Annotated in this window: 12 protein-coding genes; 8 read left to right on the top strand and 4 right to left on the bottom strand. The window is 57.8% G+C overall.

Features of this window, described 5'->3' with window-relative positions:
- Window positions 1-17: 17 nt before the first annotated feature.
- The 4 genes from GPS82_RS00580 to glsA form a co-directional block, all read right to left on the bottom strand.
- A complete protein-coding gene (locus GPS82_RS00580; RefSeq protein ID WP_296490130.1) occupies window positions 18-1,973 on the bottom strand; it encodes a TolC family outer membrane protein in 1,956 nt (651 codons plus the stop codon).
- Between the two features lie 36 nt (window positions 1,974-2,009).
- Entirely contained in the window at window positions 2,010-2,483 is a 474-nt protein-coding gene (locus tag GPS82_RS00575; RefSeq protein WP_296490129.1) for a FecR domain-containing protein, read from the bottom strand.
- Window positions 2,484-2,601: 118 nt separating this feature from the next.
- Window positions 2,602-3,972 carry a hypothetical protein gene (locus tag GPS82_RS00570; RefSeq protein ID WP_296490128.1) on the bottom strand — a complete coding sequence of 457 codons (1,371 nt, stop codon included), beginning with the start codon at window positions 3,970-3,972 and terminating at the stop codon, window positions 2,602-2,604.
- Window positions 3,973-4,047: 75 nt separating this feature from the next.
- Entirely contained in the window at window positions 4,048-5,880 is a 1,833-nt protein-coding gene (gene glsA, locus GPS82_RS00565; protein ID WP_296490127.1) for a glutaminase A, read from the bottom strand.
- A 180-nt stretch (window positions 5,881-6,060) separates the two neighbouring features.
- Here glsA and GPS82_RS00560 point away from each other — a divergent pair, with 180 nt between their 5' ends.
- The 8 genes from GPS82_RS00560 to GPS82_RS00525 all read left to right on the top strand — a co-directional run bounded on the left by GPS82_RS00560 (window position 6,061) and on the right by GPS82_RS00525 (window position 15,442).
- The gene (locus GPS82_RS00560; protein ID WP_296490126.1) at window positions 6,061-9,957 is read left to right on the top strand and encodes an FAD/FMN-binding oxidoreductase; all 3,897 of its coding nucleotides are present in this window, start codon (window positions 6,061-6,063) and stop codon (window positions 9,955-9,957) included.
- A gap of 31 nt (window positions 9,958-9,988) precedes the next feature.
- Window positions 9,989-10,402, top strand: coding sequence for a DUF971 domain-containing protein (locus GPS82_RS00555; RefSeq protein WP_296490125.1), 414 nt, complete (start codon window positions 9,989-9,991; stop codon window positions 10,400-10,402).
- A gap of 31 nt (window positions 10,403-10,433) precedes the next feature.
- Window positions 10,434-11,165, top strand: a complete 732-nt coding sequence (gene ubiE / locus GPS82_RS00550; RefSeq protein ID WP_296490124.1) for a bifunctional demethylmenaquinone methyltransferase/2-methoxy-6-polyprenyl-1,4-benzoquinol methylase UbiE — start codon at window positions 10,434-10,436, stop codon at window positions 11,163-11,165.
- Between the two features lie 62 nt (window positions 11,166-11,227).
- Window positions 11,228-12,220 (top strand): TIM44-like domain-containing protein, encoded by a 993-nt coding sequence (locus GPS82_RS00545; RefSeq protein WP_296490123.1) that lies wholly within the window; start codon window positions 11,228-11,230, stop codon window positions 12,218-12,220.
- 34 nt (window positions 12,221-12,254) lie between these two features.
- Entirely contained in the window at window positions 12,255-12,806 is a 552-nt protein-coding gene (locus tag GPS82_RS00540; RefSeq protein ID WP_296490122.1) for a hypothetical protein, read from the top strand.
- Window positions 12,803-14,371: a ubiquinone biosynthesis regulatory protein kinase UbiB gene (gene ubiB / locus GPS82_RS00535; RefSeq protein ID WP_296490121.1), complete on the top strand. Its 1,569-nt coding sequence runs from the start codon at window positions 12,803-12,805 to the stop codon at window positions 14,369-14,371. Before GPS82_RS00540 ends, ubiB begins: the two co-directional genes overlap by 4 nt.
- Before the next feature lie 82 nt (window positions 14,372-14,453).
- Window positions 14,454-14,780, top strand: a complete 327-nt coding sequence (locus GPS82_RS00530; protein ID WP_296490120.1) for an FmdB family zinc ribbon protein — start codon at window positions 14,454-14,456, stop codon at window positions 14,778-14,780.
- 23 nt (window positions 14,781-14,803) lie between these two features.
- Complete coding sequence (locus tag GPS82_RS00525) at window positions 14,804-15,442, top strand: DUF502 domain-containing protein (RefSeq protein ID WP_296490119.1); 639 nt, start codon at window positions 14,804-14,806, stop codon at window positions 15,440-15,442.
- Window positions 15,443-15,470: the final 28 nt, after the last annotated feature.

Raw genomic sequence — 15,470 nt, 5'->3', positions numbered from 1 at the left:
GCAGGCCTGAAGCCAGCCTAGCGCAAAGTTGCTTCGGCGCGGCGGTTTCGCTGTTCGGGCGTGTTGTCAGGAGTAGCCACCAGGGGGCTTCGCTCGCCGTAGGACTCGACAGTCACATTCAGGTCCTTGATCCCGAGTTTCTCAAAATTCCTGGCCAGCACCTGCGCCCGTTTGAGTCCCAGCGCATCGTTGCGTTTGGCGTCGCCTGTGGTGTCCGTGTGGCCGATCAACCAAATGTCCAGGGTCTGGCGCGCGCGCACTTTTTCCAGCACGCTAGGTAGCAGCGCCTGGGATTCTTTGGTCAGTTGCGTGCTCCCCAACTTGAAATAAAACACAAACTGTTCAGGCACGGGTGGACGCGCAGCGATCGCCGAGCCAAAATCCGCCTTCACTTTTTGCTCGCTCACGTCGATCGGCACTGGGGTGATGCCATCCAGAGAGACGGCTTGTCCGGCCTTGTTCAGAACCTGCTCGCCCTGCTTGCCCTGCACCGTCACCCGTCCGATACTGCCGTCCGGACTCGGGATCAGCACCACGTAGGAGCCTGGGCCCTTGGTCACAAATCTGGCCTTGATGGCATCCACGGTGTCCACCACGCTGGTGTCCAGCGGGCATAAATCAGCCGGGTCGGTGTGGTCCCGGTCCTGTCCTGCATCGGCGGCGCTTGGCATATCGGGGCGCTGGACACCCATCGCCGCCACCAGTTGACCCATGCCGGCCAGCGTGCGCGCCTGCGCCAGCACCTCGCCATGACGGGCATTGATGTAAGAGCGGCTGGCTTCGTAGTATTCTTTTTGACTGTCCAGCACATCGAGCAGGGTGCGTTGACCGATGTCGAACTGCTGGCGATAGGCTTCGCGCGATTTTTCAGTTGCCAGGCGGTATTGATTCAGGTAGCGCTGTTGCTCGCTCAGGTTTTGCACGTCACTGTAGGCGATGGTCAGCGTCTGGCGCACGTCGCGGCAGGCTTTCTCCTGCAGGTCGCGTGCCTGGGCCCGCTGGTCTTCTGCCTGGCGCTTCCTGGCGCTGTCCGCGCCACCACGGTAAAGGTTGTAGTTGAGAACCAGTTCAACCCCTTTGACATCGGTCGTGCCCAAATCCCCCGAGAGATTTTCGTCCTGGCTGACGTAGCCACGCAGATCAACACGCGGCATGAAAGCCGCTTGCCGGGTGGCAATGGCTTGCTGGTAGGCGCGTGTGTTTTCAAGCGCTGCATTCAGAGTCGGGCTGCCCGACAAACCTTGCTGCAACAGTGCTTCGGTATTGGCTGGCATGCGGCCCAGACTGAGTGATTCGGGCAGGCTTGGCAACTTGCCGGGCGGTTTTTCGCCGACCACACGCAGGTAGCGCGCGCTGGCGTCGTGCAGATTGGTCAGTTCGGCCAGCAAGCTGGATTCGGCCTGCGCCAGGCGACCACTGGCCTGCTCGACGTCGGCGCGACGTCCAACGCCGCCCTTGTTGCGCTCCTCAACCAACTGGGCAGATTGTTTGTGCTCGGCATAGTTTTGCGTGGCGGCTTCCACCTGTTCCTGGAATCGCGCCACGTCAACATAAGCGCGCACCGCTTCCAGGGCGGCGGTTTCGGAAATTTCTGCCAGCTCATAGTAACGAACGAGCTTGGCATAGCCCAGACGTTTGACTTCGCTGGGTGTGAACAGGCCGTCAAACAGCATCTGGTTGAGTGTGAGCTGGGCGCCGTTGATGTCGTAGCGGCCGTAATCGGTGGCGGGGGTGGTGCGGTTTTCACTGCCCACCGATGCTCTCAAATCAAGCTGGGGAAAATAGCCACCGCGCGCAGTCGACTGTTCTTGCCCGGCGGCCTTGAAACCGTTCCAGCGCGCCTGCACTTCAGGATTGGTCAGAACCGCCTGGCGGGCAGCTTTGACCAGTGCCTCTGGCATGGCCTGGGCCTGGGCGCCCCAGCAGCCCAGCAGGGCCAGCGTCAATGCCGTCAATTTCGTTTTTGTAGTCATGCGGGCCTCTGTCAGTGTTGCTCTTATTCTGATGGATCAGTTGACTTTGGCAGGCTCATCCACATTGAGCAGGAACTGGGTGCCACGCACACCAATGGTGCCGGTGGGTGTCTTGACAGTAACCGCTTCGGGCTTGAGCTTGGCGATCAGGCCGGAGACGTAATTCAGGCTGCCCTTGTCCAACCGGGTGCCCAATTTGAGCTGCCCCTGGGTCGGGGCAAAAAGAAACTCGTCAACCGTCATTTCGGTGTCGGGCCCGAAGGACATCAGCGTGTTGTCTTTGAACGTCACGCCCATGCTGGATGCCTTGGCGGTCTTGAGCTGACTGCCCAAATTCACGGGAGTGCCAACCTGTGCCTTGACGCGCTGCTGGGCTGTGATCACCCAGGCTTCACCGGTGACAGTCTTGACGGATCCGACGACCTCGGCGTGGGCTTGGGACAGGGCTGCAGCCGAAGCCAGCATCAGAATCGCGCTGGCGGTTAGAAATTGCCGAATGCTATGTGTCATTTTGAGTTACTCCTTGAAAAAACACGTTTATATACAATTTTTACGTTATTGCAAAATAAACTTACAAATTAGCGATCAGCCCCACCCAAAATACGCTATTAAATAAGACGGAACTAATCTATAGATTTTGTTCGAGTTCCAGGAGCGCGCCCCGCCGGGACACGGCAATTTGCGCACACGCATGAACGATGGCGAGGACCATGTTGCGATCCAGGGACTTCAGGAATTCGCGCGCCGACAAATGCCCGTCAAACATCTGTTTGGCCTGCCCAAGCGCACGCTGGGTTCCGGGTTGACCCAGAAACCGGTAGACGAATTCCGTCAGAGGCGATGCCGTCAGGTCATTGATCGAATCCAGCAAGTGGTCATTTCCAAAAAGTTGCAGCAACTCGGCGTTGACCGGCTGCCCGGCAGGCGGTACCGGCAGAAGTTCTTCGATCTGGTCTGGTTCGTTCAAGGACTGCGACTTGTCGCCGAGAAACATGCCGATTGGGCAGTCAGACCCGGTGCTCAGTGCCAATGCCTCGACGACGGCCATCGAGGCCAGTATGGCGGCTAGGTAATCGCATGAAAACGCGATGTTCTTAGCCACTGCGGCGTCCATTTCCAGCCGGGTATTTGCATCTGGCAGGTTGTCGTAACTCTGGCAGACAAGCTTCGGGTTAAGCTTGCTCAAGAAGGCATCCATGCGCAGCAGGGCGTCCCGGTACTCCTGAATCGAACTGAAACTCAGCGCCGCATAATGAGGCATTGACTCCTCAATCAGCAAAAGCGTGTTTGACAAGCACCGTCCAGGGTTGGGGTCGGTGAATCCGGAAAGATCCCGGTTGGCAAAAACGACGGCATCCGTGACAACCGTCCGAACAAATCGTGCCGCGTCCTGTTCCGAAAGTGAAGGAAAGCCCCCTGGTTTGTGGCAAAAGGCCAACACACGCTGTGCAAGCAACTGGGCGGCTGTCCGTCCGCTCTCGTCCGGTGCCCGGAAAGGGATCGTCATTTCGATACAGGCAAATACGGCGATCAGTTGCGCATCGCTCAGATAGTGCTGAAGAAGACGGGCTGCCAAGGCCGCACTGAGAAACTCATTCATTCCCCTTTGCAGTGGCAAGGTTTGACCTGGCACGAAGCCAAAAAGATCGGCACACAGCGCAACCGCTTTGTCTTCGGGCTTGATTTCACCAAGCAGCAGGGCGTCATTTTCTGATCGTGTGATGCCGTCAAGCAGCGTGGCGGTCTGTCCCGACAAGCCGCCATCGAGTTGGAAATACACCACATCATGAAACAGCGCAGCCAGCACCTGTTCCGGCTTCATCCCCCGGCTCAAATGCAAAACATGCTTGGTGGTGTGAAAAGCCCGCTTTTTCCCACTCATGGCAGTCTGGATCAGCATGGCCAGTTGCTCCACTTTCACCATCGGCACATCGACCGCCAAGGACCGAAATGCACCATCAAACAAAATAATGATGCGGTTGATTGTTGCAATTGCCACGCTTAAGTGCTCCTCGGTCTACACAAAAACAGTTTTTACACTGTAAAGAGTGGACGTATTTGAACACGAACCTGGCTACTTGAGAGATGCCAGTTCCCGCCCGTTATGGCGCAGCATGGTGGTCAACCTGCCTGCCAGGTTGCTCAGCAAGTGGATCTTGATGGCTGGCGCTAGTGTGTCAAGCTGGTCAAACGCTTCGCGGGTAAGTATCCGGCACGTCACCGGACTAAGCGCGGTCACGTTCGCCGAGCGCGGAGACCGGTCCAGAAAAGCGACTTCGCCAAAGGCTGCACCTGAAGAAAATGCGTCAAAGCGGGCAATGCCGTCCTGGGTTGCCATGCTGACCATGGCCGATCCCTTGGTCAAAACAAACAGTTCGTTGGAGGCTTGGCCAGCGGTGATGATGTTTTGCCCTTTAAGATAATTTCGATAAAACAAAAGCCGATCCATCAAGGCCAGTTCATCCGGGTTGAGCTCAAGCAAGAGGTCGCATTTTTCCAACGGGGTCTCGCTGCCCCAGGCCAGGTTCGGAAAGCGGTCGCCAAGCAAATGGTTCTCGCCACACTCCAACGCAAAGTCGTCGTCGGCAAAGAAGGCCTCCCGATCAACGCCAGCGTCTATTAATGGTTGCCAGAAGTTTCCTGATTCGGTAAAAAACAACAACTTGCCAGTACCGATCAAATCTCTGCGCAGCTCAGCCAGAATATTCACGCTGGCGCGGTCAATGCGATGGACCAGTCTGAGGTTCACGATAAAAACCTCAGTCTGGGCAGATTCGTCTGCCATGGTTCGGGCAACTGGCTCAATGGAGGCAAAAGTCAGTGCGCCATGCAGTTGGTACACGCGCAGCTTCTTACCAACACGCAAGAGGTAGTCATTGGCCGCCTGGGTGCGGCGCAGGTTGGACTTGACGGATTTGCGCGAGGTGGCTCTGCGAATGGCGGGAATGGCCGGCTGCGATGCACCAAACATGTGCAGTTCCAGATCGTCAGCCAAAGCCTGGCACGTGGCAAGTCCGCGAACACTGTTGCCTTGCTGATCGAGCCTGGGTGAAAACACGGCAATCCCCAGTCGACCCGGCAGCACGGCCATGATGCCACCGCCCACACCGCTCTTGGCTGGCATGCCGGTGTCGTAAAGCCATTCTCCCGAAGCATCGTACATGCCGCAGGTGGCCATCACCGAAAGCACATTGGCAACATATTTTTCAGGGATCGCCCGCTTGCCGGTGATCGGGTTGAGGCCCCCATTGGCAAGCGTTGCGCCCATGATGGCCAGATCACGGCAGGTGACACGTATGGCGCATTGCTGAAAATACGCTTCCAACGTTGCCGTGGGGTCGCATTCGATCACGGAGAAGTTGCGCAGCATCCAGCCGATGGCGCGGTTGCGGTGGCCGGTGTCGCTTTCTGACTGATAGACCGTGTGGTCGATGTCAAGCGCACGGCCGGCGTAGCGGGAAAAGGTCTCCAGAATGACGGCTGATTTTTCCTGCATGCTGTCACCGGGAATCAGGCTGCAAGCGGCAATGGCGCCTGCGTTGATCAAGGGATTCAGCGGTGTGCCGCTTGTCGGATGAAGGCTGATGGCATTAAAAGCATCGCCCGAAGGTTCGATGCCAATTTTTTTAAGCACGGCTGCTTCGCCATGCTGCTCCAGTGCCCGCCCGTAAGTCAGGGGTTTGGAGACTGATTGAATGGTGAAGTGCTGCTGGCTGTCGCCCACTTCGTAGATATGACCGTCTTGCGTGGCGATACAAATCCCGAACCAGTCGGGGTTTGCCAGCTTGAGTTCGGGAATGTAATCAGCCACCTCACCCTCGCTCAACCCGCTGAAACGGGCGATCAAGGTTTGAAGGTAATCTTGAATTGGGGAAATAGCCACGATAGATATAAGTGAGTTGGTCATTGCAGTCCAAGCAATAACAATGCCTGTTTAGCGGTTGATGCATGAATTTGGTGCCTTTTGAACAGTTTCCATGTCCCCAGCAAGGGGAATGCAGCGCTGCGGTACCATCGCCGTCTCGGCTTGAAAGTGCCTTTGTGCCAGTGCGCAATCGCCCGCCATGGCTGCTAACAAACTTTTCCGATGAACGCCCCCACACCGCTCAAGACTCTATTGCCTGCTGGCGCCATGACGCCGCATGAGCCCGAACGCATCCGCGAAATCCCCTACAACTACACCTCTTTTTCTGACCGCGAAATCGTCATTCGACTGCTCGGCGCACCAGCCTGGGGCTGGCTCAACAAACTGCGCGATGAACGCCGCACGGGCCGATCAGCCCGCATGTTGTACGAGGTGCTGGGTGACATCTGGGTGGTGCAGCGCAACCCGTATTTGCAGGACGACCTGCTCGACAACCCGAAACGCCGGGTGCTGCTGGTGCAAGCCCTGCAGCACCGTCTGGGTGAAATAGAAAAGCGCCGCACGCCCGCCGACGATCCCGAGCGCGATGCGCTGGTCGGTCAATTGCTCGATGTGGCGCGTCGGGCCGTGCAAGCCTTCGATGCCCATTTTGTGGAAACTGCCACGCTGCGCCGCCAGTCCCAAAAAGTGCTGGTCAGGCTGACCGCCAAGGACAACATCAAATTTGACGGTCTGAGCCGCGTCAGCCATGTGACGGATGCCACCGACTGGCGCGTGGAGTACCCGTTTGTGGTGCTGACGCCCGACTCCGAGGCCGAGATGGCGAATCTGGTGAAGGGATGTATTGAACTGGACCTGACCATCATCCCGCGCGGCGGCGGCACGGGTTACACCGGCGGCGCGATTCCGCTCACTTGGAAGAGTGTGGTCATCAACACCGAAAAGCTGGAAGCCATGACCGAGGTCGAAATGCGCGTGCTGCCGGGCCTTGACCATGAAGTCGGCACGGTCTGGACTGAAGCCGGTGTGGTCACCAGCCGCGTGGCTCATGCCGCCGAGCGCGCCGGGTTTGTGTTCGCGGTGGATCCCACCTCGGCCGATGCATCCTGTATTGGCGGCAACATTGCCATGAATGCCGGTGGAAAAAAAGCCGTACTTTGGGGCACCTCGCTGGACAATTTGGCCAGCTGGCGCATGGTGACACCGCAGGCCGAATGGCTGGAAGTGACCCGCATCAATCACAACATGGGCAAGATCCATGATGCAGAGGTGGCCAGCTTTGAGCTGCAGTATTTCAAGGCTGACGGCAAAACACCCATTCGCAAAGAACAGCTGGACATTCCCGGCAAAAGCTTTCGCAAGGAAGGCCTGGGCAAGGATGTGACCGACAAGTTTTTGAGCGGACTGCCGGGCATTCAAAAAGAAGGCTGTGACGGCCTGATCACCAGCGCGCGCTGGGTGGTGCACCGTATGCCCAAGCACACACGCACCGTATGCCTGGAGTTTTTTGGCAATGCCAGGGACGCGGTGCCGAGCATTGTCGAGATCAAGGACTTCATGTTCGCCGAGCAAAAGCGCTCTGGCGTGCTGCTGGCCGGGCTGGAGCACCTGGATGACCGTTACCTGAAGGCGGTGGGATATGCTACCAAGAGCAAACGCGGCGCAGCCCTGAGCAGTGGCGGCGTGCCCAAAATGGTACTGTTTGGCGATATTGCGGGCAACGATGCCGACGAGGTGGCCCGCGTCACCAGCGAAGTGGTTCGCATCGCCAACTCGCGCAGCGGTGAGGGCTTTATTGCCATCAGCCCTGAAGCGCGCAAGAAATTCTGGCTTGATCGCAAGCGCACGGCGGCCATCAGCAAACATACCAACGCCTTCAAAATCAACGAGGACGTGGTGATCCCGCTGCCACGCATGGCTGAGTACACCGACGGCATCGAGCGCATCAACATCGAGCTGAGCCTGCGCAACAAGCTGGCGCTGTGTGATGCCTTGCAAGATTTTTTCAGGCAAGGCCATCTCCCCGTGGACCGACAGGACGACGCCAATGAGATCAGCGCTGCCGAACTGCTGGAAGACCGCGTGGCCCAGGCGCTGGTGCTGCTTGACGAGGTGAAATCGCTTTGGTCAGGTTGGCTGCGCGATGTCGAACCGCTGTTTGCCCAACTGCAGGACCATTCGCTGCGTGCCAGCTGGAAGACGCAGATTCGCCAGCCACTGCAGCAAATTTTTGGTGGCGTTGCCTTTGAAGCCATCCTGAAAGAATGCAACGCCATTCACCAGCGGGTGCTCAAGGGTCGCGTCTGGGTGGCGTTGCACATGCATGCCGGTGACGGCAATGTGCACACCAACTTGCCCGTCAACAGCGACGACTATGCCATGCTGCAAGCCGCGCATGGCGCGGTCAAACGCATCATGGCGCTGGCCCGCAGCCTGGATGGCGTGATCTCGGGTGAACACGGCATTGGCATCACCAAGCTCGAATTTTTGAGCGATGCCGAGTTGCAGCCGTTCACCGACTACAAGGCCAGGGTCGATCCGCAAGGGCGTTTTAACAAGGGCAAGCTGTTGCGCAACAATCAGACGCAGCCAGGTCTTTATGCCGATTTGACCAACGCCTACACCCCCAGCTTTGGCCTGATGGGGCACGAGTCGTTGATCATGCAGCAGTCAGACATCGGCGCCATTGCCGACAGCGTGAAAGACTGCCTGCGCTGCGGCAAGTGCAAGCCGGTGTGCGCCACCCATGTGCCGCGCGCCAATTTGCTGTACAGCCCGCGCAACAAAATTCTGGCCACCTCGCTCCTGGTGGAAGCCTTTCTGTACGAGGAGCAAACGCGCCGGGGTGTGTCCATCAAACACTGGCAGGAATTTGAAGACGTGGCCGACCACTGCACGGTCTGCCACAAGTGCCTGTCACCGTGCCCGGTCAATATAGATTTCGGTGACGTTTCGATGAACATGCGCAATCTGCTGCGCAAAATGGGCAAGAAGAGCTTCAGGCCAGCCGGGGCTGCAGCCATGTTCATGCTCAATGCCACCAACCCCGAGACCATCAAACTGGCGCGCTCGGTGATGGTCAACGTGGCCATCAAGGCGCAGCGCATGACCGCCGATGTGTTGAAGGTGATGGGCCGCAAGCAGACCAAAGCACCACCGGCCACGCTGGGCACCGCGCCCATCAAGGAGCAGGTGATTCACTTCATCAACAAAAAATTGCCCGGCGGCCTGCCCAAAAAGACCGCGCGTGCCTTGCTCGATATTGAAGACAAGGACTACGTGCCGATCATCCGCAACCCCAAAACCACCACGGCCGAGACCGAGGCGGTGTTTTATTTTCCCGGTTGTGGTTCCGAGCGCCTGTTCAGCCAGGTCGGACTGGCCACGCAAGCCATGTTGTGGCACGCCGGGGTGCAGACGGTGCTGCCGCCGGGTTACCTGTGCTGTGGTTATCCGCAGCGTGGCGGCGGCCAGTTCGACAAGGCCGAGAAAATGATCACCGACAACCGGGTGCTTTTCCACCGGGTCGCCAACACACTGAATTACCTGGACATCAAGACAGTGGTGGTGAGTTGTGGCACCTGTTATGACCAGTTGCAGGGCTACGAGTTTGACAAGATTTTTCCTGGCTGCCGCATCATCGACATCCATGAATACCTGCTTGAAAAAGGTATCACGCTGGCCAACGCCGGGGCGTTTTTGTTCCACGATCCGTGCCACAGTCCGATGAAGCTGCAGGAGCCGATCAAGACCGTCAAAGCCTTGCTGGGTGACAATGTGATCCAGTCCGAGCGCTGCTGCGGTGAATCTGGCACGCTGGCCCTGAACCGGCCCGACATCTCAACCCAGGTGCGTTTTCGCAAGGAAGAAGAGATACTCAAGGGTGAGGCGCAGTTGCGCCAGATTCCGGGAGTTGGCGCCGAGGACAACATCAAGATGTTGACCTCATGCCCGGCCTGCCTGCAGGGCTTGAGCCGCTTCGGCGACGATCTGCAAAACGGACTGATGCAAGCCGATTACATTGTGGTTGAGATGGCGCGGCAGATTCTGGGCGAACAATGGATGCCCGAGTACGTCAAGGTGGCCAATGACGGCGGCATTGAGCGTGTGCTGGTTTGAGTTTGATGACAATTTAAAAGAGGAGACACACATGGCAGGTTTGCAGGCAGGCGCTCCAGCGCCACAAGACATCACCGTGCACAGTCAGTCGCGCGTTCTTGAAATCAGTTTCTCGGACGGTGCGCAATTTCGCATTCCGTTTGAACTGATGCGCGTTTATTCGCCGTCGGCCGAGGTGGCGGGCCACGGGCCGGGGCAGGAAACACTGCAGACTGGCAAGCGTGACGTCACGCTGACCGGTCTGGAGCCGGTGGGCAACTACGCCGTTCAACCCAGCTTTTCAGACGGGCACGACACCGGCATTTATTCGTGGGACTACCTGTACTTTCTGGGTTCGCAGCAAGACAAGTTATGGGCCGACTACAACGCACGCCTGACGGCGGCTGGCATGGACCGCGACGCACCCATGCCAGAAAAAGCTGGCAGCAGCTGCGCCAGCCATTGAGATATTCTTTCAGCCAAACTGCGATCCAATCATGAGTTCCACCCATTTCGGTTTTCGTACCGTTGAAGAGGCCGAGAAGGCCACCCACGTCAAAGGTGTTTTTGACTCTGTTGCGCCAAAATACGACGTCATGAACGACCTGATGTCGATGGGTTTGCACCGCGTCTGGAAGGCCTACACCGTCACCGTCGCCAACGTGCGCGAGGGCGACAAGGTGCTTGACATTGCGGGCGGCACCGGCGACCTGGCGCTGGCCTTTGCCGGCAAGGTGGGCAAGAGCGGGCAGGTGGTGCATACCGACATCAACGAGGCCATGTTGCTCACCGGACGCAACCGCCTGGTGGACGCCGGGGTGGTGTTGCCCACGCTGGTGTGTGATGCAGAAAAACTGCCGTTTCCAGACAACCATTTCAACCTGGTCACAGTCGCCTTTGGCTTGCGCAATATGACGCACAAGGACGTGGCGCTGGCCGAGATGAACCGGGTGTTGCAGCCCGGCGGCAAGTTGCTGGTGCTGGAGTTTTCCAAAGTGGCCAAGCCGCTGGAAAAGGCCTACGACTGGTATTCGTTCAAGGTGCTGCCCAAGCTCGGCGATTGGGTGGCCGGCGACGCCTCCAGTTACCAGTATCTGGCTGAGTCGATCCGCATGCACCCCAGCCAGGAAGAGCTCAAATCCCTGATGAAGGCTAATGGCTTTGGCCATGTCGACTACCACAACATGACGGGCGGTCTGGTAGCCTTGCACGTTGGTATCAAGTGTTGAGATGGGTCAGCCTGGTGGCCGCCTGATTATTTTTGGTTCATCAAATTAGATTTGGAGACGGTATGAAACGATGGCTTTCAGTGGTGACGATGAGTCTGTTGTTGTTGGTCGGGCACGCCGAAGCTGCCAAGCGTTTTGGCGGTGGCTCGTCGTTTGGCAAGCAGTCCAGCAACGTGACGCAACGCCAAGCTGCTCCTGCTCCTGCGCCAGCCGCGCCCAACCAAGCCACCGCAACAAAATCCCCCGCGGCGGCGGCCCCTGCTGCAGCGGCGCCCAAGAAGCCTTGGGGTGCCATGCTGGGCGGACTTGCGGCTGGTCTGGGTCTGGCCTGGCTGGCCAGTTCGCTGGGCCTGGGTGAAGCCATGGGGCAGGTGCTGATGTTTGCCTTGCTGGCCATCGTGATCATGGCCGCGGTGAGCTGGTTCAAGCGGCGCAAAAACCAGGGTTCTCAGACTTCTGCATCGCCCTTTGCATTTCAGGGGGCAGGAGCTGCCAGCCCGGCTTCGGTACCAGTCAGTTACCGACCGGAAAATGTTGGCAACGATGCTTCTGCGCGGCCCTGGGAACGCAGCACATCAGCTTTTGACAGCACCGCGCTGGGTGGCGCTTCGCCTGCCGCAGCGGGTTCGATGATCGGCTCCGGTTTGTCGGGTTCGCAGACCTGGGGTATTCCTGAAGGTTTTGATTCCGAGGGCTTCCTCAAGGCGGCAAAAGCCAACTTTGTGTCGCTGCAAGCGGCTTGGGACAAGTCCGATATCCCGGCGCTGCGTGTCATGATGACGGACACCATGATCAAAGAAATCCAGGCGCAACTGGCCGAACGCGAGGCCCACACCGGCGGACCTGTCAACCAGACCGAGGTGGTGATGATCGAAGCGCATTTGCTCGGCATTGAAGACCTGGGTGAAGAATACATGGCCAGCGTTGAATTTACCGGCATGATCCGCGAAGAACCTTCATCCGGTCCGAGCCCGTTCCGGGAGGTCTGGAACATGACCAAATCCAAAAGCGGTCGCAGTGGCTGGCTGGTGGCAGGGGTTCAGGCATTGCAGTAAGCTGGGGGTTTGATTTCAGGGAATAATGGCGTCCATGACCACACAGACGCCATTTTCTTTTTTGGAGAGTTTTGTAGAAAAACTCCCGCTTCCCAAACTCGCACCGCCGGCTTGGGCTGTCAATGAGGCCCAGCGCCGCATTGTGCTGCTGCTCAACCATGTGTTGATGCAAGAAAGTGAGGCCATGGCGCGTCTGGCGCGCCAAAAAGACCGCATCATGTTGGTGCAGTGGCGCACTTTTTACTTCAAGCTCATTGCCACCCCGGCAGGCTTGCTGGACTTGGCCGCCCCCGAGACCAAGCCCGATCTGGTGTTGACGCTGACTGACGAGTCGCCGCTGGCCCTGGCGCAGGCGGTTTTGAAAGGCGGCAAGCCAGCCGTGCGCGTCGAGGGAGACGTGCAATTGGCAGCCGAGGTGAACTGGTTGACCGAGCACGTGCGCTGGGACATGCAAGAAGACCTGGCACGCATCATTGGCGATGTGCCCGCGCACACGCTCAGCCAGATGGCCCAGGCCATGAGCACCAACTTGCGTGAATTTTTGGCCAAAGCAGCAGCGTTCGCCCCGGGCAAGTCGGCTAAATGACCAATATTTTTCGAGGTGCCTTCATCCTTTGGGTGATGTTGCGCAATGGCCTCGATGAACTGGCACTCAACAGCTTCAAAAAGCCCTGGTTGCTGCGTTTGACGCGCATCCTGACGCTGGGCCGCAAGCTTGATGCGCCCCGGGGCCAACGCATTCGTCAGACCCTGGAAAGTCTTGGGCCGATCTTTGTCAAATTTGGTCAAGTCCTGTCGACACGGCGTGATTTGTTGCCGGTTGACATTGCCGACGAGCTGGCGCTGTTGCAAGACCGCGTGCCACCGTTTTCAAGCGAGGTGGCAATTGGCATCATCGAACGGGCTTTCAAGAAATCGGTCGATGATATTTTCGTGTCTTTCGATCGACAGCCGGTGGCCAGTGCCTCCATTGCCCAGGTCCATTTCGCGGTGCTCAAGGACAGACAGGGCCAGGCACGCGAAGTGGCTGTCAAAGTGCTGCGCCCCGACATGTTGTCGGTGATCGACAAAGACCTTGCGCTGTTGGGCATGATGGCGGGCTGGGTCGAGAGTCTGTCGGATGACGGCAAGCGTCTCAAGCCACGCGAGGTGGTGGCTGAATTTAACAAATACCTGCACGATGAGCTCGATCTTGTGCGTGAGGCCTCAAGCGCCGCGCAGTTGCGGCGCAACATGGCGGACCTTGACCTGGTCTTGATTCCTGAGATGTACTGGGACTATTGCATGCCCGAGGTGATCGTGATGGAGCGCATGAAGGGTGTGCCGATCAGCCAGGTGGAGCGACTGCGCGAGGCCGGAGTGGACATCCCGAAGTTGGCGCGCGATGGTGTCAACATCTTTTTTACCCAGGTTTTTCGCGACGGCTTTTTCCATGCCGACATGCACCCGGGCAACATCCAGGTAAGCCTTGATCCAGCCACCTTTGGCCGTTTTATTTCGCTCGACTTCGGGATTGTGGGCACTTTGACGGAGGGTGACAAAGAGTATCTTGCGCAAAACTTCATTGCATTTTTTCGCCGTGACTACAAGCGTGTGGCCGAGTTGCATATTGAATCCGGTTGGGTGCCGGCAGCCACAAGGGTCGATGAGCTTGAGGCTGCCGTGCGTGCCGTATGTGAGCCGTATTTTGATCGACCGCTCAAGGAGCTTTCGCTGGGCCTGATCCTGATGCGGCTGTTTCAGACATCGCGCCGGTTTCAGGTGGAAATTCAGCCGCAGTTGGTGTTGCTGCAAAAGACCCTCCTCAACATTGAGGGTCTGGGGCGCCAACTCGACCCGGATCTTGACTTGTGGCACACCGCCAAACCCTTTCTTGAAAATTGGATGGTGGAGCAGATTGGTCCCAGCAAGTTGATCAAAGAATTGCGCAATGAAGCGCCGCGCTACGCCAAGATGCTGCCAGAGTTGCCACGCCTGTTATTTGACTTTTTACAACAGTCATCCTCAAAAAACCACGCGCGGGATCTAAAGGCGTTGCTGGTCGAGCAAAAGCGCACCAACAGTTTGTTGCAAGCCATCATCTATGGAGGCATCGGCTTTTTGCTGGGTCTGATCGTGATGCAGGTCCTGGCGCGGGTGCGACTTTTTTAAGCGCCAGGTCCAAACTGCTGTTGCACTGAAAGGTGCACTTTATAATGACAGGCTTTGCGACTCTTACTCCTGCTTTATCACCATGCCCATTTACGCTTACAAATGCAACGCCTGCGGGTTTGCCCGGGACGTGTTGCAAAAAATGTCTGACCCGGTGCTCACAGAATGCCCCAGTTGCGGAAAACCCAACTTTGACAAGCAGCTCACGGCAGCAGGGTTCCAGTTGAAGGGTTCGGGCTGGTACGCCACAGACTTCAAGGGCGGTGCCGCAGTTGCACCAGCGGCCGCAGCCGCGGCTGCCACGACGGCAGTGCCCGACGCGGGTGCCACTGCCGCACCCGCCGTCAAAACTGACACTGCCGCCCCGGCGGCAAGCGCCTGCGGCGGCGGCTGTGCTTGCCACAGTTGAGCTGAATCTTCTCGAAAGACCTTGTGCCGTATAAAAAATACCTGCTGACGGGCCTGTTGGTATGGTTGCCCACAGCCATCACGTTCGCTGTCTTGTTGTGGCTGATGGAATTGCTCGATGGCATCTTTGTTGGCTTTTTGACGGTATTGCAGGCCGTTCTGCCAGGCTCCCTGACGGGGATGCTGGAGTACTTCAAGCATATTCCCGGTCTCGGAGTGATCCTGGTCTTTAGTGGACTGTTGGTTACCGGAGCGCTGGTATCGAACGTGGCGGGGCGCTGGTGGCTGGTGCAATGGCATCGGTTGCAGACCAATATTCCGGTTTTCAAGACCATTTACAACAGTGTCAAAAAAGTTTCCGACACACTGTTCTCCAGCAATGGCAACGCCTTTCGCACAGCCCTGCTGGTGCAGTACCCGCGTCCGGGCGCCTGGACCATTGCGTTTCAAACCGGCGCGCCGGGTGGCGAGGTGGCGCAGCACCTGGGCTCTGACTTTGTCAGTGTTTATGTTCCCACCACCCCCAACCCGACCAGTGGTTTCTTTTTGATGCTGCCGCGCAGTGATGTGATTGAGCTCAAGATGAGCGTTGACGAGGCGCTGACCTACGTGATTTCGATGGGTTCTGTGGCTCCCGCAGCGCAAGAAGTTTTACCCAAATAAATTTTTGAAAACCCCGCCACCTATTCAA

The sequence above is a fragment of the Rhodoferax sp. genome, assembly GCF_011391645.1.
Taxonomy (GTDB): Bacteria; Pseudomonadota; Gammaproteobacteria; order Burkholderiales; family Burkholderiaceae_C; genus Rhodoferax.
Note: the sequence above shows the minus strand (reverse complement) of the source record. Positions and strands in the feature narration are given on the sequence as shown.